The sequence below is a fragment of the Streptomyces sp. ALB3 genome (genome assembly GCF_044385685.1).
GTDB lineage: Bacteria > Actinomycetota > Actinomycetes > Streptomycetales > Streptomycetaceae > Streptomyces.
In genome coordinates, this window is record NZ_JBISCE010000003.1 from 375,801 (window position 1) to 393,921 (window position 18,121).

The 18,121-nt window shown below is 71.4% G+C and carries 15 protein-coding genes and 1 pseudogene; 4 read left to right on the top strand and 12 right to left on the bottom strand.

The features are described 5' to 3' along the window. Window positions 1–8: 8 nt before the first annotated feature. From ACHFIV_RS03630 to ACHFIV_RS03650, 5 genes are all read right to left on the bottom strand, one after another. Window positions 9–2,345 (bottom strand): ABC transporter permease, encoded by a 2,337-nt coding sequence (locus tag ACHFIV_RS03630; protein WP_398963327.1) that lies wholly within the window; start codon window positions 2,343–2,345, stop codon window positions 9–11. Further along, window positions 2,342–3,028, bottom strand: coding sequence for an ABC transporter ATP-binding protein (locus ACHFIV_RS03635; protein WP_398963330.1), 687 nt, complete (start codon window positions 3,026–3,028; stop codon window positions 2,342–2,344). The genes ACHFIV_RS03630 and ACHFIV_RS03635 overlap by 4 nt, the downstream gene beginning before the upstream one ends. Beyond that, the gene (locus ACHFIV_RS03640; protein ID WP_398963332.1) at window positions 3,025–3,549 is read right to left on the bottom strand and encodes a PadR family transcriptional regulator; all 525 of its coding nucleotides are present in this window, start codon (window positions 3,547–3,549) and stop codon (window positions 3,025–3,027) included. Before ACHFIV_RS03640 ends, ACHFIV_RS03635 begins: the two co-directional genes overlap by 4 nt. 173 nt (window positions 3,550–3,722) lie before the next feature. After that, window positions 3,723–3,995, bottom strand: a complete 273-nt coding sequence (locus ACHFIV_RS03645; RefSeq protein WP_398963335.1) for a hypothetical protein — start codon at window positions 3,993–3,995, stop codon at window positions 3,723–3,725. Further along, window positions 3,992–4,963, bottom strand: a complete 972-nt coding sequence (locus ACHFIV_RS03650) for an SPFH domain-containing protein (RefSeq protein ID WP_398963338.1) — start codon at window positions 4,961–4,963, stop codon at window positions 3,992–3,994. Before ACHFIV_RS03650 ends, ACHFIV_RS03645 begins: the two co-directional genes overlap by 4 nt. Window positions 4,964–5,184: 221 nt before the next feature. Here ACHFIV_RS03650 and ACHFIV_RS03655 point away from each other — a divergent pair, with 221 nt between their 5' ends. Continuing rightward, window positions 5,185–7,392 (top strand): transglycosylase domain-containing protein, encoded by a 2,208-nt coding sequence (locus tag ACHFIV_RS03655; RefSeq protein WP_398963341.1) that lies wholly within the window; start codon window positions 5,185–5,187, stop codon window positions 7,390–7,392. Between the two features lie 70 nt (window positions 7,393–7,462). Here the strand turns inward: ACHFIV_RS03655 and ACHFIV_RS03660 are convergent. The 4 genes and pseudogenes from ACHFIV_RS03660 to ACHFIV_RS03675 form a co-directional block, all read right to left on the bottom strand. Next, window positions 7,463–9,413, bottom strand: a pseudogene (locus ACHFIV_RS03660) (SpoIIE family protein phosphatase). 381 nt (window positions 9,414–9,794) lie between these two features. Further along, entirely contained in the window at window positions 9,795–10,514 is a 720-nt protein-coding gene (gene fomD, locus ACHFIV_RS03665; protein ID WP_398963344.1) for a cytidylyl-2-hydroxypropylphosphonate hydrolase, read from the bottom strand. Window positions 10,515–10,558: 44 nt separating this feature from the next. Further along, complete coding sequence (locus ACHFIV_RS03670) at window positions 10,559–11,962, bottom strand: class II fumarate hydratase (protein ID WP_398964194.1); 1,404 nt, start codon at window positions 11,960–11,962, stop codon at window positions 10,559–10,561. A 193-nt stretch (window positions 11,963–12,155) separates the two neighbouring features. Next, on the bottom strand, window positions 12,156–13,823 hold the full coding sequence (locus tag ACHFIV_RS03675; protein ID WP_398963346.1) for a fumarate hydratase: 1,668 nt from the start codon (window positions 13,821–13,823) through the stop codon (window positions 12,156–12,158). 190 nt (window positions 13,824–14,013) lie between these two features. Here ACHFIV_RS03675 and ACHFIV_RS03680 point away from each other — a divergent pair, with 190 nt between their 5' ends. Further along, window positions 14,014–14,685, top strand: coding sequence for a DUF1707 SHOCT-like domain-containing protein (locus tag ACHFIV_RS03680; protein WP_398963348.1), 672 nt, complete (start codon window positions 14,014–14,016; stop codon window positions 14,683–14,685). 162 nt (window positions 14,686–14,847) lie between these two features. After that, window positions 14,848–15,219 carry a WhiB family transcriptional regulator gene (locus tag ACHFIV_RS03685; protein ID WP_398963351.1) on the top strand — a complete coding sequence of 124 codons (372 nt, stop codon included), beginning with the start codon at window positions 14,848–14,850 and terminating at the stop codon, window positions 15,217–15,219. Between the two features lie 64 nt (window positions 15,220–15,283). Here ACHFIV_RS03685 and glpX read toward each other — a convergent pair whose 3' ends face one another. Further along, window positions 15,284–16,315 (bottom strand): class II fructose-bisphosphatase, encoded by a 1,032-nt coding sequence (gene glpX / locus ACHFIV_RS03690; protein WP_398963353.1) that lies wholly within the window; start codon window positions 16,313–16,315, stop codon window positions 15,284–15,286. Between the two features lie 144 nt (window positions 16,316–16,459). On the opposite strand from glpX, the gene ACHFIV_RS03695 reads away from it, so the two are divergent. Next, a complete protein-coding gene (locus tag ACHFIV_RS03695; RefSeq protein WP_398963355.1) occupies window positions 16,460–17,005 on the top strand; it encodes a DUF4245 domain-containing protein in 546 nt (181 codons plus the stop codon). A 112-nt stretch (window positions 17,006–17,117) separates the two neighbouring features. Here ACHFIV_RS03695 and ACHFIV_RS03700 read toward each other — a convergent pair whose 3' ends face one another. Both ACHFIV_RS03700 and ACHFIV_RS03705 read right to left on the bottom strand, forming a co-directional pair. After that, complete coding sequence (locus tag ACHFIV_RS03700) at window positions 17,118–17,708, bottom strand: malonic semialdehyde reductase (protein ID WP_398963358.1); 591 nt, start codon at window positions 17,706–17,708, stop codon at window positions 17,118–17,120. Between the two features lie 133 nt (window positions 17,709–17,841). Continuing rightward, the gene (locus tag ACHFIV_RS03705) at window positions 17,842–18,096 is read right to left on the bottom strand and encodes an exodeoxyribonuclease VII small subunit (RefSeq protein WP_398963360.1); all 255 of its coding nucleotides are present in this window, start codon (window positions 18,094–18,096) and stop codon (window positions 17,842–17,844) included. Between the last annotated feature and the right edge of the window lie 25 nt (window positions 18,097–18,121).

The following is an 18,121-nucleotide window of genomic DNA, read 5'->3' on the forward strand; positions in this document are numbered from 1 at the left end:
CCCTGCCGTCACTCCGTCCGCAGGCCGTCCGGGCGCATCAGGCGCCAGAGCAGCGGCAGGGAGAGGACGGTCACGCCCACGATGAGGGCCCCGCCCGCGCCCGCCATCGGCAGGAACACCCACCACCGGGTCACCGTCAGGTCCAGCATCCACGTCATGAGGGCGCCGAGCCCGAGGCCGCCGGCCGTCGCGGCCAGGAGGCCGATGACCACGGGCAGGGCGGTCTGCCAGAACACCGACCAGCCGAGGGTGACCCGCCTGGTACCGAAGGCGACGAGCACCGACAGCAGCCGCTTCCGTTCCCGGAGCTGCTCCAGCTGGGAGACCAGCATGGACGCGGCGATCAGCATCAGGGTGGCCACCGCGCCCAGCCGCAACGCCGTCTGGACGCCGGCGTACTGGCGGTCGCGCGTGACGGAGGTCAGGGTGGCGACCCGCATCGTGGGATCGATCCTGGCCGCCGTGTTCCTCACGTGCTCGGCGACGTCCGCCACGCCCTCGTCGACCCTGAGCTGGGCCGTGATCCGGGCGTTGGGCAGGGTGGCCGGGTCGATCGCACCGGGTGTCGCCATGATGCCCCAGTGCTCCTTGCCGAGGGGGTCGAGCCCGGCCCGCACGGTCCGGGTCGCTGCCGGCAGGGTCCAGAGCATCGACGTGGCACCCGGCTCGAGGCCGCGGGAGGAGTTGAGCTCGATCGCCTCGCCCTTGCGTGCCGTCTCGTCGATCCAGTCCGCCCGCTCCTTGTCGCCCTCCGGGTGGACGACGTAGACGTTCCCGTCCTCGCAGGAGCCGATCGCCGCCAGCTCCGCCAGGGTGGCGCAGTCTCCGACCGTCAGGGTGGTGGTGGGCTGGATGTCGTTCGCCTCGTACCGCCCCGGCCTGGTCACGTACGTCTCGACCGTGCCGATGACCTTCTCGACCCCTTCGGTCGCCCGGAAGTCCTCGATGGTCCTGGCGGCGGCCTCCCCGCTCACGTTCCGGGAGTAGGTGGTGAACTGCGCGCGGGACGGGTCCTGTCCCGTCATCCGTACGAAGTCGTCACCCATCGCGCCGAACAGCATCTGCAGGGCGATCGCGCCCGCCACCGCGACCGTGATGCCGCTGACCGCGCGGGACGCGGCCCCGCTGCTCAGCTGGAGTCTGCGGACGGCGAGCTGCCAGGCCAGGGGCCCGCCGCGCAGCCGTCGCACGACCGCCTCGACCAGCCAGGGGAGCAGCAGTGCGAGCCCGAGGAGGACCAGTACGGCGCCGGCCGCGATCGGGTAGGGGTCGGCGGGGGTGAACTCGTCCACCCGCCCGGTCAGCACCAGCACGGCGGTTCCCGCGGCCGGCACCAGCAGCCGCCACCAGAGGCGCCGCCGCCGGCCGGCGGCGCCGCGTACGACGCCGAGCGGTTCGACGGCCACGGAGCGCAGGGCGGCGAGGGTGACGAGCACCGCGGCGAGGGGTACCGCCACCGCGATCAGCGCGGCCAGCCATCCGGCGGGGACCAGGTCGGACGGGAAGGCGCTGTGCCCCCACAGTTCGACCTCGCCCACGAACCCGCGGCCGGCCAGGAAGATCCCCGCCCCCGCCAGCAGGCCGAGCAGCGAGCCGAACAGGGCCTCACCCGCCGCGATCCTGCGGGTCGCCCGGATGTCCGTACCGACCAGGCGCAGGGCGGCCAGCCGGCGGTCCCGGCGTTCGCCGCCGAACCGTACGGCGGTGGCGATGAAGACCGCCACGGGCACGAGGAGCACGACGCAGAGAAGGATGACCAGGACGACCAGGACGGGCGGCAGTTCGTCGCCCCACTTCCTGTCCCCGTAGCCGCCCACCCGGTGACCTCCGGTGGCCGGGGTCAGGGTGTCGCTGCCCGCGTAGTAGTACAGCTCGCCCGGGGAGAGCAGGCCCGCGTCACCGATCGTCGCCGAGATCCGGTACGGGAGGCGTTCCTTGAGGAGGCTGCCCTCCGGTGAGGCCAGCAGCTCCCTCAGCGCGGGGGAGGCGGCCATCTCGCCCGGGGCGGGGAGGGACTCGACCCCCGGAGGGGTGACCGGGTGCGTGCCCTCCGGCCGCATCAGGAAGCCGGTGACGACCTGTCCCCTGAACTCGGTCTCCGCGCCGATCCGCAGCACGGTGGTGTCGGACTTCTCGACCTTCCCGTTCCACGAGGCCGAGCCCTCCGCACGGGCGCGGTCACGTGCGGAACGCTCGTCCAGCAGATGGGGGACCGACGAGGCGGCCAGCAGCAGTGCCACACCGAGGCCGACCCCGACAGCGGTGAGCGCGGTCCGCGCCCAGCCCTCGCGTCCGCCCGCGGCGGCGAGGCGCAGACCGAGGCCGAGGTCACGCAGCCAGGTCATACGGCGTACTCCAGATCGCGGCACCGGCCGTCGCGTACGACGATGTCGCGGTCCGAGTACGCGGCGACCCGCGCCTCGTGCGTGACCAGTACGACGGCTGTGTTCGCCAGCCGCGCGGACTCGGTGAGCAGCTCCATCACCCGCTCGCCGTTGAGGGAGTCCAGCGCCCCCGTCGGCTCGTCGGCGAAGATCACCTTGGGGGAGGCGACCAGGGCGCGGGCCACGGCGACGCGCTGGCCCTGACCGCCGGACACCTGGCCGGGGCGCTGCCCGGCGACGTCCTCGACCTCCAGGCGCTCCAGCCACTGGCGGGCGGTGCGTTCGGCCTCCTTGCGCTTGACGCCGTCGAGGCGGAGCGGCAGGGCGACGTTCTCCAGGCAGGTCAGCTCGGGGACGAGCTGGCCGAACTGGAAGACGAAGCCGAAGTCGCTGCGGCGCAGGGCGCTGCGCTCGGCGTCGGACATCGCGGACAGCTCGCGGTCGCCGTAGCTGATGGTGCCCGAGTCGGGGGTGACGATCCCGGCGAGGCAGTGCAGCAGCGTCGACTTGCCGGAGCCGGAGGGGCCCATGACGGCGACGACCTCGCCGGCGTGGACGGAGAAGGAGGCGCCGTCGAGCGCGGGGGTCGAACCGTAGGCCTTGTGGAGGTCGCGGGCGGCGAGCAGCGATCCGGCGGGGGTCACGGGGTGACCACCTCGGCGAGTCTGCCGAGCCGGGCGGCGGTCAGTTCCAGCCAGCGAAGATCGGCTTCGAGGTGGAACAGGGCGTGGTCGCAGATCAGCTGGTCGGCGAGGTCGCCCCGGCGCTTGCGTTCGGTGAGGACGCGCATCAGGCGCAGGTGCTCGGAGCGCTGGGCGTCCAGGAGGTCGGCGGCGTCGCGGCCGGTGAGCAGCGCCAGGACGACCTTCGTGTACAGGGTCGACTGGAGGTACGGCTCCGGCTTCTCGGGCTGCGCGAGCCAGGCGCCGACATCGGTGATGCCCGCCTCGGTGATCGCGTACCGCTTGCGCTCGGGCCCGCCGTCCGTCTCGACCCCGTCCACTTCGACGAGCCCGTTCTTCAGCAGACGGGACATGGTCGCGTAGACCTGGCCGTAGTGCAGGGGGCGATCGTGCCCGAACTTCTCGTCGAAGGCGCGCTTGAGGTCGTAACCATGGCGGGGGCCGGACTCCAGGAGCCCGAGGAGGGTGTGACCGATTGACATGCGCCGCACTGTACACGGTGTGTATACCTGGCGTGTATATGGCGCCGGAGCCCCTGAGGCGGGCCCACCTCAGGGGCTCCGCCCCCGAACCCCCGCGCCTCAATCGCCGGCGGGGCTTGAATGCGCCGGCCTGCGTCGGGTGGGTGCAGGGGCGGAATCAAGCCCGTGCGGGGTCACTCCGGTGGTTCGGGCCCTTCCGGTGGCGGGCTCTTCGGGGGCCGGCCCCGGCGGGCTATCGGGGCCGCGCCGCCCGGGAGCCGGCCCGCCTCCGCCAGCGCCCGCCGCAGCAGGAACTCGACCTGCGCGTTCGCGCTGCGCAGCTCGTCCGAGGCCCACCGGGCCAGCGCGTCGTGCACCGCGGGGTCCAGCCGCAGCAGCATCTGCTTCCGGGCGGGCCCGCCCCGGGGCGTCCGGCCCGGGGGAGGAGGGGGCGCGTCGTCGGTCACTGGTAGAGCGTGCCCGTGTTCAGGACCGGCTGCGCCGCACGGTCGCCGCAGAGCACCACCATGAGGTTGCTGACCATCGCGGCCTTGCGCTCTGAGTCGAGCTCCACGATGTCCTGCTCCGCGATCCGCGTCAGAGCCATCTCGACCATGCCCACCGCGCCCTCGACGATCTGCTGACGGGCCGCGACGACCGCCCCGGCCTGCTGCCGCTGGAGCATCGCCGAAGCGATCTCGGGAGCGTACGCGAGGTGGCTGAAGCGGGACTCGATGATGCGCACGCCGGCCGCCTGGACCCGGGCGGTGAGCTCGACCGCGAGCTTCTCGGTGATCTCCTCGGCGTTGCCCCGCAGGGAGAGCCCGCCCTCGTCGTGGGCGTCGTAGGGGTACTCGATCGCGATGTGCCGGACGGCCGACTCGGTCTGGGTGGCGACGAACTCCAGGAAGTCGTCGACCTCGAAGAGCGCCTGCGCGGTGTCCTCGACCTTCCACACGACGATCGCCGCCAGCTCGATCGGGTTGCCGTAGGCGTCGTTGACCTTCAGGACGGCCGTCTCGTGGTTGCGGACCCGGGTGGAGATCTTGCGGCTGGACGTCAGCGGGTTGATCCAGCGCAGCCCGTCCGCGCGGATCGTGCCCACGTAGCGGCCGAAGAGCTGGATGACCCGGGCCTCGCCCGGAGCGACCATCTTCACACCGCTCATGCAGAAGAAGGAGGCGACGGTCAGGAGCAGCCCGATGACGAGGACCGGGATGCCGACGCCGTTGTGGCCGTCGGAGCCGAGGACTCCGCCGATGATGGCCAGGGCCACCCCGACGAACACCCCGAGGACGGTCAGCAGGAGCCCTAGTCCGCCGGGGATGGAGTGGGCGGTCGTCTCCCTGACCTGCGGCTCGGGCATCTCGGGGGCGTCGGGCGTCAGATCGGTGCCGGGGCCGGTGGGGCCGGGAAGGTCGTGCGGTGCGGACATGGGTCCCCCGTTTCGTGCGGCTCGCGCCGCGCTAGCAATGTGATTACACATTAACGCGCTTCGCAACCTTGCGCACCTCTCGGGAGTCGGTTCCCTAGGGGTCGGGTGCTGATTCTCACGTCCGGAAAAGACCGGATCGCTTGTCTTTTGTCCAGGCTCTCAGTGTTAGCTGGCAGGTCTGACCGCAGTGGTACGAGCAGAAGAACGGGAGCACTACAGCGATGGGTCGAGCGGATGCGCGGCGAGCCGGCGGAAGTGGTGGCACACGCCGGTTCTTCACCTGGCGAAGGCTGCTGGGGACGTTCTTCGGGCTGTGCCTGCTCGTGATGGGCGCCTTCGCCGCCCTCTACGTGTACGTCGACGTGCCCGCGGCCAACGCCCAGGCCCAGAAGCAGAGCAATGTCTACAAGTACAGCGACGGCACACTCCTGGCCCGGAGCAACTCCGAGGTCAACCGGGAGATAGTCGATCTCGGCGTCGTGCCCAAGAGCGTCCAGCACGCCTTCGTCGCCGCCGAGAACAAGTCCTTCTACCGTGACCAGGGCGTCGACCTCAAGGGCACCACGCGCGGCCTGCTCAACACGCTCTCCGGCAAGGGCAAGCAGGGTGGCTCCACCATCACCCAGCAGTACGTGAAGAACTACTACCTCACGCAGGACCAGACGGTCACCCGCAAGCTCAAGGAACTGGTGATCTCCCTCAAGGTCGACCAGCGCATGGAGAAGGACGACATCCTCGCCGGGTACCTCAACACCGTGTACTACGGGCGGGGCGCGAGCGGCATCCAGGCGGCGGCGCAGGCGTACTACGGCGTCGACGCCAAGGACCTCGACACCGCTCAGGGCGCCTATCTCGCGGCCCTGCTCCAGGCCCCCAGCCAGTACGACTGGGCGAACGCCACCCCGGGCGGCAAGAAGCTCGTCAAGGAACGCTGGGCGTACACGCTGGACAACATGGTGGACGAGGGCTGGCTCGACCGGGCCGAACGCGACAAAATGACCTTCCCCGTCCCCGACCAGCCCAAGGCGGCGCCCGGCATGGAGGGCCAGACCGGCTACCTCGTCGAGGCCGCGAACAACGAGATGAAGCGGCAGGGCATCACCGACGAGATGCTGGACTCCGGCGGCTGGACGGTCACCCTCAACATCGACAAGAAGAAGCAGAAGCAGCTGGAGAAGTCGGTCGACCGCCAGCTGGAGGACCAGCTCGACCGCGAGAACAGCAAGGTCGACGCGACCGTCCAGGCAGGAGCCACCTCGGTGGACCCGAGGACCGGCAAGGTCGTCGCGCTGTACGGCGGTGTCGGAGCGACCGAGCACTACATCTCCAACGCCACCCGCCAGGACTACCAGCCGGCCTCCACCTTCAAGCCGCTGGTGCTCGCCTCCGCGCTGGAGAACGGCGCGACCACGCAGGACGGCGACCTGATCGGCCTGGACACCGTCTACGACGGGACCAGCAAACGTCCCGTGGTCGGCAGCGACATCCCGTTCGCCCCGCAGAACGAGGACGACATCAGCTACGACAGCCCGACCGTCCAGAGGGCGATGGACAAGTCGATCAACTCCGTCTTCGCGCAGATGGTCGTCGACGCCGACCCGAGCGCCGTGAAGAAGACGGCGCTCGCCCTGGGCGTACCGGACAAGAACTTCCCCGAGACGCCCTCGATGACCCTCGGCACCATGAACGCCTCGACCTGGGACATGGCCGGCGTCTACGCCACCCTCGACAACCACGGCAAGAAGGTCACTCCGACCATCGTCAAGTCGGCCGTGCACCGCGACCGGACCATGGAGCCCGTCGACGGCGTGGGCGGCCAGGTGATCAGCCGGGCGTCCGCCGACACCGTGACGAAGGCACTGACCGAGGTCGTCGACGTCGGCTCCGGCCGCGAGGCCAGCACGTCCGCCTACGACGCCGCCGGCAAGACGGGCACCTCCGAGGACAACAAGGCCGCCTGGTTCACGGCCTACACCCCGGAGCTCACCACAGCCGTGGCCCTCTTCGGGGAGTCCACCGCGGACGGCGGCGGCCAGGTCAGCCTCACCGGCACGGCCAACTCCGGCCGGGCCAACGGAGGCGGGTTCCCCGCCAGGATCTGGGCGGACTACACCCTGGGCGCGCTCGGGGGCGGCTCGAACGCCACCTTCGACCTGCAGGGAGTCGAACGCGGCGAGACGGCCGTGACCGAGACGCCCCCGGCCACTCCGTCGGAGACCCCCGAGCCGTCCGAGACCCCGTCCGAGGAGCCCGAGACGCCCTCCGAGTCGCCGAGCGGGACACCCGGCGAGGAATCGCCGTCGGCCGAGCCCCCGAGCGACAGCCCCTCCGCGACGCCGAGCGGGTCACCCACTCCCACGAAGGGCCCCGGGGACGAGGACGAGCCGCCGGGCGAGCGGCCGGGCAGCGACGGCCTGCTGGGCCAGTAGCGACGGGTGAGGGGCGGGTGCCGGCCGGCACCCGCCCCTCACCCGTGTCCTGGGCCCGGCCCGCCCGCGCCTACGGCGTGGCGATCTCGAACCAGACCACCTTGCCCGTCGACAGCCGGGTCGCCCCCCCACCGCCTGGCCAGCCGGTTGACCAGGAACAGTCCCCGGCCACCTTCGTCCGTCTCCCTGGCACGCCGCTGCCGGGGCAGCTGCGGGGAGTCGTCACCGACCTCGCAGCGCAGGACGTCCGTACGCAGCAGCCGCAGCGTCACCGGCCGCTCCGCATAGCGCACGGCATTGGTCACCACCTCGCTGACCAGCAGCTCCACCTCGTCCGAGAGGTCGTCCAGCCCCCACCGGCTCAGGGCCCTGCGGGCAAGCCTGCGCGCCCGCCCCGGCGCCGCGTCCTCCGGTTCCAGGAACCAGTACGCGACGTCACTCGGCGCGATCCCGTCGAACCGGGCGGCCAGCAGTGCGATGTCGTCGTCCCGGTCACCCGGCCCGAGCATGTCCAGCACGTCGTCGCAGAGCGCTTCCAGCGGCGGAGAGTGGTCCGGCCCGGTCAGCTGGGCGGTGGCGGCGAGCCGCTCCCGCAGAATCTCGATACCGGTCCAGACGTCCCGCATCCGGGACTCCACCAGGCCGTCCGTGTACAGCAGCAGCGTCGCCCCGGCCGGGGCGTCCAGCTCGACGGCCTCGAAGTCGACCCCTCCGACACCGATCGGCGCACCCGGCGGCACCCTCAGCACCTCGGCCCGGCCGCCGAGGTGGAGCAGCACGGGCGGCGGGTGGCCGGCGTTGGCGATGGTGATGCGGTGGGCGACGGGGTCGTACACCGCGTAGAGGCAGGTCGCCATGCGGTCGCTGCCGAGCCGCTGCGCCTGCTCGTCCAGGTGGTGGAGGACCTCCTGCGGAGGCAGGTCGAGGCCGGCCAGGGTCTGCGCGGTGGTCCGCAGCTGGCCCATGATCGCCGCGGAGGTCATGGAATGCCCCATCACGTCACCGACGACCAGGGCGACCCTGCTGCCGGGGAGCGGGATCGCGTCGTACCAGTCGCCTCCGACCCGGGCCGTCTCGGCGGCGGGAAGGTAACGCGAGGCCAGGCGTACGCCGGTGGGCTGGGGCAGCGAGTCGGGCAGCATCGTGCGCTGGAGCTCGTCGGCGATGTAGGCCTCACGGCCGTACAGCACGGCCTTGTCGATGCCGAGCGCGGTGTGCGTGGCCAGCTGGGCGGCGACCAGGAGGTCGTCGGCCTCGAACGGCGGACGGTCCGTGCCGCGCAGGAAGACGGCCGCGCCGATCACCCGGCGACGGCCGCGCAGCGGAGCCAGGATCGCGCGGTGCCCCGTCGGCACCGCCCGGCCCGCGCCCAGCAGCTCGGGCAGGGCGACCCGGGCCGCCGCGGAGTCGCCGAAGACGGGCCGCACCCCGCGCAGCACCTCGGCGAGCGCGCCGCCCGCCCGGATCTCGCACAGGTCGGCGGCAGGGAGCAACCCGGCCTGGGGGTCGGTGACCGGCAGCCGCAGCCGTTCCCCCTCCGGGCCGCTCTCGTTCTCCTCGTCGGCCAGCCGCAGTCTGTCGGTACGCCGCAACCTCAGCACGAACGGGTTGACGGGCCGCTCGTCGCCCACCGGGAGCGGGTCGCGGAGGTAGACGAGTATGGCGTCGGAGAACGTGGGCACACTGGCCCGGCACAGACCCAGCACGATCTCGTCCAGATCGATGCCCCGCGCGATCCGGCGGGTCGCCGCCCCGACGAAGCGCAGCCGGTCCCCCTCGCGCCGGGTGACCGTCTGGGTGTCGGCGACGGGCCCGGCCGCCTCGGGGGCCGTGCCGGGCACCGCATGCGGTACGGCGTCGGGTCCCGGGCCCTTCGCCGTGGCCGGAACCGGGGAGGGACCGGGAATCGCGGCGGTGGCGGCGGCGCCCGGCGGGGCCTCCTGCTGCCGTGGCCGGGCGCGTTCCTGCTGCCGGGCGGCCAGGGGCTGCCGGCCTTCGTGGGAGGTGGGATGCTCCGTCACGCGTGGGATTCCGTCCGTCCGGGCCGGTTGTATGAGGCAATCACCTCGTGGGGCGCAACTGTGCCCCGGCAAGAGCGGTGAGAACAACGGCTGTCACCGGATGCCCTCGGAAAAGGGGCCGAAACCGTACGGCCACCGGGGGAACCGGTATGGGGTCTTCCGTCGGCCGGGCAGCGGACAGCGAGCACGTCTCCACCCCCTCGTAGTGGTTCGTGCGACCGCACGGTCCACCCGGCTCCGTGGACCGTGTGTCTCATGCGATGCGTGCGGTGACTTGTGGTCAGGCCCCGGGCCCGTGACGCCGGTTGTGGCACATCGGTCCGGCGGAGCGGTTCATGGAGGGCGATCCTACGTTCGCCCCCCTGGGGTGCATCAAGGGTCTCACGGCGGCGTGGGAGCGGGGGTGCGGTCCCAGTCATCGGGGAGCGGGGGGACCTGCCACCCCCGGTCCGGCCGCCAGTGCTCCCAGCCGTCGCTGAACGGTGAGCCCCAGCGCTCGATGACCTCGACGGCCGCCAGCCCCGCCTCACGCACCCGCCGGGCGGTGGCCTGGTCCATCAGCCCGACCCGCTGCGCCTGCGCGAACTCGTCCTCGTCGAGCCACTCCCAGCTGTGGTCGGGACGCACCGAGATGTCGAGGAAGTGGTCCTGCGAGTCGATCCCGCCGGCCCAGCGTGAGCGCGGCTCCTCAAGATTGACGTACCAGTTGCGGAAGAGCCAGCCACGGTCCCAGAACAGCCAGACCGACCAGGGGTCACCCGGGCGTGCGAGCTTCAGGACCCCCGAGCCGAACCACCGGGAGCGCACCGTCGTGCGCGGGCGTGTGTAACGGGTGGCGAGCGGCTCGGCGTGCACCTGGGTGCCGTCGGCGAGCACCGGCCGCACACACTCGGTGCCGGAGGCCATCCACACCGCCAGCAGGTCGTCCGTGTCCTGGACGACCGTGACCGGCCGGCAGATGTGCACCGAGTGACCGTCCCCGTCGCCGGGCCTCGAGTTGGCCCGGTAGCGCCAGAGGATCCGGTCCCCCGGTGACCAGCGCACACCGTCCCCCGCACCCGGCCCGGTGCCCGCTCCCGTACCCGCTTCCGTCGCTGCCATGAAGAGATCTTAGGGACGCACCCGCCGACGCGGCGCGTTACACGTCAAGGCCGGGTCATACGCAGCACGTCCAGGGCCTCGTCGAGCTGTTCCGGCGTCAGGTCGCCGCGCTCGACGTATCCTCCGGCCAGCACCGTCTCCCGGATCGTCATGCCCTCGGCGAGGGACTTCTTGGCGACCTTCGCCGCCTCCTCGTAGCCGATGTACTTGTTCAGCGGGGTGACGACCGACGGCGAGGACTCCGCGTACCGCCGTGCCCGCTCCGCGTCGGCCGTGATGCCGTCGACCGTGCGGTCGGCGAGCAGCCGGGAGGCGTTGGCGAGCAGCCGGACCGACTCCAGCAGGTTCTTCGCGATCACCGGGAGCATCACGTTGAGTTCGAAGTTGCCGGCCGCTCCGGCGGCGGCGACCGTGGCGTCGTTGCCCGTGACCTGGGCCGCCACCATCAGTACGGCCTCCGGGACGACCGGATTGACCTTGCCCGGCATGATCGACGACCCGGGCTGCAGGTCGGGAAGGCTGATCTCGGCGAGTCCGGTGCGGGGGCCGGAGGCCATCCAGCGCAGGTCGTTGGAGATCTTGGTGAGTGACACCGCGACGGTACGGAGCTGGCCCGAGGCCTCGACGAGCCCGTCCCGGGCGCCCTGCGCCTCGAAGTGGTTGCGGGCCTCGGTGAGGGGCAGCCCCGTCGTGCGGGCGACCTCCGCGATCACCGCGGCGGAGAAGCCGGGCGGGGTGTTGATCCCGGTGCCCACCGCCGTGCCGCCCAGGGGGAGTTCGGCCAGGCGGGGGAGCGAGGCGTGCAGCCGCTCGACGCCGTGGCGGATCTGCGCCGCGTAACCGCCGAACTCCTGGCCCAGCGTGACGGGCGTGGCGTCCATCAGGTGCGTACGGCCCGACTTCACGACGTCCGCGAATTCGGCCGATTTCCGCTCCAGGGACCCGGCCAGGTGCTCGAGAGCCGGGATCAGATCGGCGGTGACGGCCGCGGTCGCGGCGATGTGGATGGACGACGGGAACACGTCGTTCGACGACTGGGAGGCGTTGACGTGGTCGTTGGGGTGGACCTCGCGGCCCAGGCGCTCGGTGGCGAGCGTGGCGAGGACCTCGTTGGTGTTCATGTTGGACGAGGTGCCGGAACCCGTCTGGAACACGTCGACGGGGAAGTGCTCGTCCCAGTGCCCCGCCACCACCTCGGCGGCGGCTTCCCGGATGGCGTCCGCGATCTCCGGATCCAGCACCTCCAGCTCGGCGTTGACCTTGGCCGCCGCCGCCTTGATCCGGCCCAGGGCCTCGATGTGGGCCCGTTCCAGACGTTGCCCGGAGATGGGGAAGTTCTCCACCGCGCGTTGCGTCTGGGCACGCCACTTGGCGTGCGCCGGTACCCTCACCTCGCCCATCGAGTCGCGCTCGACGCGGTACTGCGTGTTCTCGGCCGGTTCACCCATGGTGTTCATACCTCCTGCTGGAACGAGCACGGTCCGCGCCCGCCGTATTCCCCCCGCTCCTCCTGCCCCGGGGCGCGGAGCGGATCACGCGACGCCACGACGTTCACACTCCCCCACCGTCCCGGCCGCCCGCACGCGCACATGCCGGAGGGGCGCACCGGCCACCGGTGCGCCCCTCCGGACGGGTGTGCGGTCAGCCGAGGCCGGGGCCGCGCACCGGGATGCTGGTGAAGGTCGGCGCCGGGGCGGGCTCGGTGAAGAAGTCGTTGCCCTTGTCGTCGACCACGACGAACGCGGGGAAGTCCTCGACCTCGATCCGCCAGACCGCCTCCATGCCGAGCTCCTCGTACTCGACGACCTCGACCTTCTTGATGCAGTCCTGCGCGAGACGGGCGGCGGGGCCGCCGATCGAGCCGAGGTAGAAGCCGCCGTGCGCGTCGCACGCGTCCGTGACCTGCTTGGACCTGTTGCCCTTGGCGAGCATCACCTTGGAGCCGCCCGCCGCCTGGAACTGCGCGACGTAGCTGTCCATGCGGCCGGCCGTCGTCGGGCCGAAGGAACCGGACGCGTACCCCTCGGGCGTCTTCGCGGGGCCCGCGTAGTACACCGGGTGGTCCTTGAGGTACTGCGGCATCTCCTCGCCCGCGTCGAGCCGTTCCTTGATCTTGGCGTGCGCGATGTCGCGCGCCACGACCAGCGGGCCGGTCAGCGACAGCCGGGTCTTGACCGGGTACTTGGTCAGCTCGGCGAGGATCTCGTCCATCGGCCGGTTCAGGTCGATCCGTACGACGTCGCCCGCCTCGTCCAGGTGCTCGTCGGTGGTGTCCGGGAGGAAGCGCGCCGGGTCCTTCTCCAGCTGTTCCAGGAAGACGCCCTCGGCGGTGATCTTCGCGGTCGCCTGGCGGTCGGCCGAGCAGGACACGGCGATCGCGACGGGCAGCGAGGCGCCGTGCCGGGGGAGGCGGACGACCCGGACGTCGTGGCAGAAGTACTTGCCGCCGAACTGGGCGCCGATGCCGATCTTCTGCGTCAGCTCGAAGACCTTCTCCTCCAGGTCCTTGTCCCGGAAGCCGTGGCCGGTCGGGGAGCCCTCGGCGGGCAGCTCGTCCAGGTAGTGGGCGGAGGCGTACTTCGCGGTCTTCAGCGCGAACTCGGCCGACGTGCCGCCGACGACGATCGCCAGGTGGTAGGGCGGGCAGGCCGCCGTACCCAGTGAACGGATCTTCTCCTCCAGGAACTTCATCATGGAGGCCTCGTTGAGGACCGCCTTGGTCTCCTGGTAGAGGAACGACTTGTTGGCCGAGCCGCCGCCCTTGGCCATGAAGAGGAACTTGTACGCTCCGCCGTCGGTCGCGTACAGCTCGATCTGCGCCGGGAGGTTCGAGCCGGTGTTCTTCTCGTCCCACATGGTCAGCGGGGCCATCTGCGAGTAGCGCAGGTTGAGCTTCGTGTACGCGTCGAAGATGCCGTGCGACAGGGCCTCCTCGTCACCGCCCTCGGTGAGCACGTTCTGGCCGCGCTTGCCCATGACGATGGCCGTACCGGTGTCCTGGCACATGGGCAGCACACCCGCGGCGGCGATGTTCGCGTTCTTCAGGAGGTCCAGCGCCACGAACTTGTCGTTGGACGAGGCCTCCGGGTCGTCCACGATGCGGCGCAGCTGCGCCAGGTGGGCGGGGCGCAGGTAGTGGGAGATGTCGTGCATGGCCTCTGCCGCGAGGGTGCGCAGGGCCTCAGGAGCCACCTTGAGGAACGTACGGCCGTCGGCCTCGAAGGTCGAGACGCCCTCGGCGGTCACCAGCCGGTACGGCGTGGTGTCCTCTCCCAGAGGGAGCAGATCGGAGTACGCAAACTCTGGCATTACGGCCATTCCTCACTCGGCGACAGCAGCTGTCCACCCTTGGGCAGCGCATCCACCAGGGTAGGACCCCCTGGGCGTGCCGGACCTGTGAGGTAAGGCTCACCCGTGGCGCCCGCTCGGGAAGGCCGGATTGCGAGCAGGGCCGGTGAGGCACTGGTCGCGATCTATCGCGTCTGGGTAGGCTGGTCCGGTGGACCTCGAGAAGCAGCCCCAGCAGCCCGTCGCTCCGGCCGGTCCCGCGCCCGCCGGAATCCGCGCTTCCGACGCGGACCGCGACCGGATCGCGGACATCCTGCGGGAGGCCATGGCCGAGGGCCGGCTGACCGCCGAGGAGCACGCCGAGCGGGTCGACCTCGTCTACCGGGCCAAGACCGTCGGTGAGCTCGAGCCGCTGGTCCAGGACCTGCCGACGCCGCACGGCACCGCCGGGCAGGCCGCCTCGCCCTACGGATACGGCCCCGAGGGCACGGCGGGCCCCGCCGAGAACCTGGTGGCGGTCTTCAGCGGCTCCACCCGCAGGGGCCGTTGGCGCGTCGGTGGCCGTACGAACGCCTTCGCGCTCTTCGGGAGTGTCGAGATCGACCTGACCGAGGCGCTTTTCGGCCAGCGTCTGACGGTCATCAACGCGACGTCCATCTTCGGCAGTGTCGAGGTCAAGGTTCCGGAGAACATCTCGCTGCGGGGCAGCGGGACGGGCGTTTTCGGCAGTTTCGAGGTCGACACACTGGAATCGGCGGACCCGGAAGCGCCGGTGGTCGTCGTGAACGGCTACTCGGTGTTCGGGAGCGTCGAGGCGAAGCCCAAGCGCGGCAAGCTCATCGCCAATCTGCACCGGCAGTTGCGCAAGCACCTCGGCCACTGAGCCGGGCGGCTGAGCCGGCACGCATTCCGGCCAGTCGGCGACGCGTCGTGACCGCGGCGGTCACCGGGCGACGCCACTCAGTGCTTAGGCGTGCGTACAGCGGGTAGGGAGAGCTGCATCGCCCCTCGCTCACGAAGCCCGAGCCGTCGTCAGGAGTGGACCGTGCTGCACATGCCGCATCAGCCCCTGCAGGTCGCCGCCGTACCGCCCCAGCGCGCACCCGCGCGGGAGGATCAGGCGGGGCCCTGGCACTCGGAGGCGGTGTGCCGCCGGGACGAAGCCGGGCTGTTCTTCGCCCCGTCGAAGGAGCCGACTGCTGCCCGGCTGTCCCGTGAGGAAGCCGCGAAGCAGGTCTGTGCGAGATGCCCGGTCATGGTGGAGTGCCGGGAGCACGCGCTCATCCAGCCCGAACCCTACGGCGTGTGGGGCGGACTCACCGCCGCCGAGCGCCGCGTGGTGCTGGCCCGGCGCAGGAGGCGCGAGATGGAGCTCAAGGCGTCCGCCCCGACGGGGCGCATAGCCGCAGCGGGCTGAGACAGCGCGTACGGACGTGGGGGCCGCCCCGCACGGGGCGGTCCCCACATCCGTGCCGCCGGGGCTACTTGGCGCGGTCGAAGTCGATCGCGCTGTAGGCACGCAGCTTCGACAGCCGGTGCGTCGAGTCGATCCTGCGGATCGTGCCCGACTTGGACCGCATCACCAGGGAGTCCGTGGTCGCCGTCTCCGCGCGGTACCGCACACCGCGCAGGAGTTCGCCGTCGGTGATCCCGGTGGCGACGAAGAACACGTTGTCCCCGCTGACGAGGTCGTCCGTCGAGAGGACCCGGTCCAGGTCGTGACCGGCGTCCAGCGCACGCTGCCGCTCGGCCTCGTCCTTGGGCCAGAGCTTGCCCTGGATGACTCCGCCGAGGCACTTTATGGCGCAGGCCGAGATGATGCCCTCCGGCGTGCCGCCGATCCCCATGAGCAGGTCGACGCCGGTGCCCTCGCGGGCCGCCATGATCGACCCGGCGACGTCGCCGTCGGAGATGAACTTGATCCGGGCGCCGGTCTCCCGGATCTCCCGGACGACGCCTTCGTGCCGGGGCCGGTCGAGGATGACGACGGTGACGTCCTCGGGCGTCGAGCTCTTGGCCTTGGCGACCCGCCGGATGTTGACGGACACGGGCGCGTTGATGTCGACGAAGTCGGCCGCTTCGGGGCCGGTGACCAGCTTGTCCATGTAGAAGACGGCCGACGGGTCGAACATCGCACCGCGGTCCGCGGCGGCCAGTACGGCGATCGCGTTGGGCATGCCCTTCGCGTTGAGCGTGGTGCCGTCGATCGGGTCGACGGCGATGTCGACCTCGGCTCCGGTGCCGTCGCCGACGCGTTCGCCGTTGAACAGCATGGGGGCTTCGTCCTTCTCGCCCTCACCGATGACGACGATGCCGTTCATCGACACGGTGGAGACGAGCGTACGCATGGCTTTCACCGCGGCGCCGTCGGCGCCGATCTTGTCGCCGCGGCCGACCCAGCGCCCGGCGGCCATGGCGGCGGCCTCGGTGACCCGCACCAGCTCCAGGGCCAGGTTGCGGTCGGGGGCCTCCGGGGAGACCTCGAGCTGGGACGGCAGATGATGCTCGGACATCGGAGCGCACCTTTCTGTACGACGACGACCGGAAAAGAGGGTGCTGCGACTCTATCGGTAGGTCGATAAAATGAGCAGAGCGGGTCACTTATGAGCGGGTGCCCGATGGCCGGGCGTCCGGCGGCTCATGCCACCATTGAGTCCGTGGCAAGCAAGCGAGGCAAGCAGACCGTCCGGGACATGATCCTGTCGATGCTCGTGATCACCGCAGTGGCGGGCGTCGTCTACATCTTCATCCCGCACGACGACAAGGCCGACCCGGTCAAGGCGGTCGACTACCGCGTGGAGCTCGCGACGGCCCGTCGCGCCGCGCCGTACCCGGTGGCGGCCCCGGCGGGCCTGGCCGAGGGCTGGAAGCCGACCTCCGTCTCGTACGAGGGGCACAACGACGCCGGCTGGCACCTCGGCTACCTCGACCCGGACGACAGGTACGTGGCCGTGGAGCAGTCGACGACCCCGGCGAAGAAGTACGTCCCCCAGGTCAGCCAGGACGCCGAGGCCACCGGTCGCACGCGTGAGGTGTCCGGCCGGGTCTGGGAGGTCTGGGAGGGCCCGAAGTACGACGCGCTGGTGCTGCGCGCCGAGGGCGTGACGACGGTGGTCACCGGCTCGGCCCCGGCGGACCGGCTGGCGGAGATGGCCGCCGCGCTGAGGACGGCCTCCTCCGGCGCCCCCACCCCCGCCGCCTGACCTTCCGCGGGGACCTTCTCGGGATCCGGCGGACCGGGTCGGGGAGAACCGCGAAAGCCCCGCGGCGCTCGGGCGCCGCGGGGCTTTCGGATGGTCCGGGGAGGGCCGGACGTCAGACGGTCGTGACGACCTCGTCGTAGGACAGGCGCGGCAGACGCGGGAACCAGGCGTCCTCGCCCGGCTTGCCGATGTTGACGGCCATGAGCAGCCTGTGGTCGGCGTCCAGGAACTCCTTCTCGATGCCCGCGGCGTCGAAGCCGGTCATCGGGCCGGCGGCCAGGCCGGCGGCGCGGACGCCGATGATGAAGTAGGCGGCCTGAAGCGCGGCGTTCAGCGCGGCGGACTGCTCGCGGACCGGGCGCTCGGAGAAGAAGGCGTCCTTGGCCTGCGGGAAGTGCGGCATGAGCGCGGGGAGCTCCTCGTGGAACTCGTGGTCCGCGACGAGGAGCGCGACCAGCGGGGCGGTCGCGGTCTTCGGGCGGTTGCCCTCGGCCATGTGCTTGACCAGACGCTCGCGGCCCTCGGGGGTGCGGACCAGGATCACGCGCAGCGGCGACTGGTTGAAGGCGGTGGGGCCGTACTTGACCAGGTCGTAGATCGCCTGGACCTGCTCGTCGGTCACCGGCTCGTCGGTGAACGTGTTGGCGGTGCGGGCCTCGCGGAAGAGGAGGTCCTGGGCGGCGGGGTCAAGAACGAGGGACATCTGTGGCGTTACCTTCCGGACGGTACGGGTCGAGCGACGTGGCCACCGTAACCGGAGAATAGATTAAAGTTCAACTAAATCGGCCCGGAGTGATCCAGCGCACAGCGGTCCCGCCCTTCGGCGGTGCGCGCGGTCAGTCCGCGCCGCCGCCGGCCTCCGAGGGCTCCTCCGGGCGTGCCAGTGCCGCGTCCAGCCGGGCCCGCGCGCCCTCCAGCCAGCGCCGGCACACCTTCGCCAGCTCCTCGCCGCGCTCCCACAGGGCCAGCGACTCCTCCAGCGTCGTGCCGCCCGCCTCCAGGCGGCGCACGACCTCGATCAGCTCGTCCCGCGCCTGCTCGTACCCGAGCGTGCCCGTCGCCGCCGCCGTCGTCGTCCCGTCGTCCGTCATGCCGACCACCCTATGCGCGGGCTCC

What these genes read in the sequence shown, in the direction of transcription:
- ACHFIV_RS03630 (WP_398963327.1), bottom strand. Translation starts at nt 2,345, where the DNA reads ATGACCTGGCTGCGTGACCTCGGCCTCGGTCTGCGCCTCGCCGCCGCG.
- ACHFIV_RS03640 (WP_398963332.1), bottom strand. Translation starts at nt 3,549, where the DNA reads ATGTCAATCGGTCACACCCTCCTCGGGCTCCTGGAGTCCGGCCCCCGC.
- ACHFIV_RS03650 (WP_398963338.1), bottom strand. Translation starts at nt 4,963, where the DNA reads ATGTCCGCACCGCACGACCTTCCCGGCCCCACCGGCCCCGGCACCGAT.
- ACHFIV_RS03655 (WP_398963341.1), top strand. Translation starts at nt 5,185, where the DNA reads ATGGGTCGAGCGGATGCGCGGCGAGCCGGCGGAAGTGGTGGCACACGC.
- fomD (WP_398963344.1), bottom strand. Translation starts at nt 10,514, where the DNA reads ATGGCAGCGACGGAAGCGGGTACGGGAGCGGGCACCGGGCCGGGTGCG.
- ACHFIV_RS03670 (WP_398964194.1), bottom strand. Translation starts at nt 11,962, where the DNA reads ATGGGTGAACCGGCCGAGAACACGCAGTACCGCGTCGAGCGCGACTCG.
- ACHFIV_RS03675 (WP_398963346.1), bottom strand. Translation starts at nt 13,823, where the DNA reads ATGCCAGAGTTTGCGTACTCCGATCTGCTCCCTCTGGGAGAGGACACC.
- glpX (WP_398963353.1), bottom strand. Translation starts at nt 16,315, where the DNA reads ATGTCCGAGCATCATCTGCCGTCCCAGCTCGAGGTCTCCCCGGAGGCC.
- ACHFIV_RS03700 (WP_398963358.1), bottom strand. Translation starts at nt 17,708, where the DNA reads ATGTCCCTCGTTCTTGACCCCGCCGCCCAGGACCTCCTCTTCCGCGAG.
- ACHFIV_RS03705 (WP_398963360.1), bottom strand. Translation starts at nt 18,096, where the DNA reads ATGACGGACGACGGGACGACGACGGCGGCGGCGACGGGCACGCTCGGG.